We start from the raw sequence: 233 nt of genomic DNA, 5'->3' as shown, positions 1-233 counted from the left end.
CAATAGCGGCGGTTTGCAGCGCTTGTAACCCTCCTGCAATCAAAAGCACAGAGGCAACAACGCCTAGTGTCACGACCCAAAACGTTCGTTGCCACGCGGGCGTATCACTGCGTCCACCTGCTGCCAATGAGTCAATCACCAGCGACCCTGAATCAGATGAAGTAATAAAAAAGGTAATAATAAGCACGACTGCCAGTGAAGACACGACTTGTGTAAACGGTAGATTCTCAAGT

The 233-nt window shown here is 49.4% G+C and carries 1 protein-coding gene; it reads right to left on the bottom strand.

Annotated elements, in window-relative coordinates:
* The coding region (locus tag AAEY79_RS16520) for a BCCT family transporter (protein ID WP_352289885.1) at nt 1-233 on the bottom strand (233 nt) is incomplete at both ends.

It is taken from the genome of Psychrobacter sp. GW64-MNA-CIBAN-0177 (assembly GCF_040309585.1).
In the GTDB taxonomy this organism is placed as follows: domain Bacteria; phylum Pseudomonadota; class Gammaproteobacteria; order Pseudomonadales; family Moraxellaceae; genus Psychrobacter; species Psychrobacter okhotskensis.
This window is presented reverse-complemented; position numbering and strand designations above follow the sequence as displayed.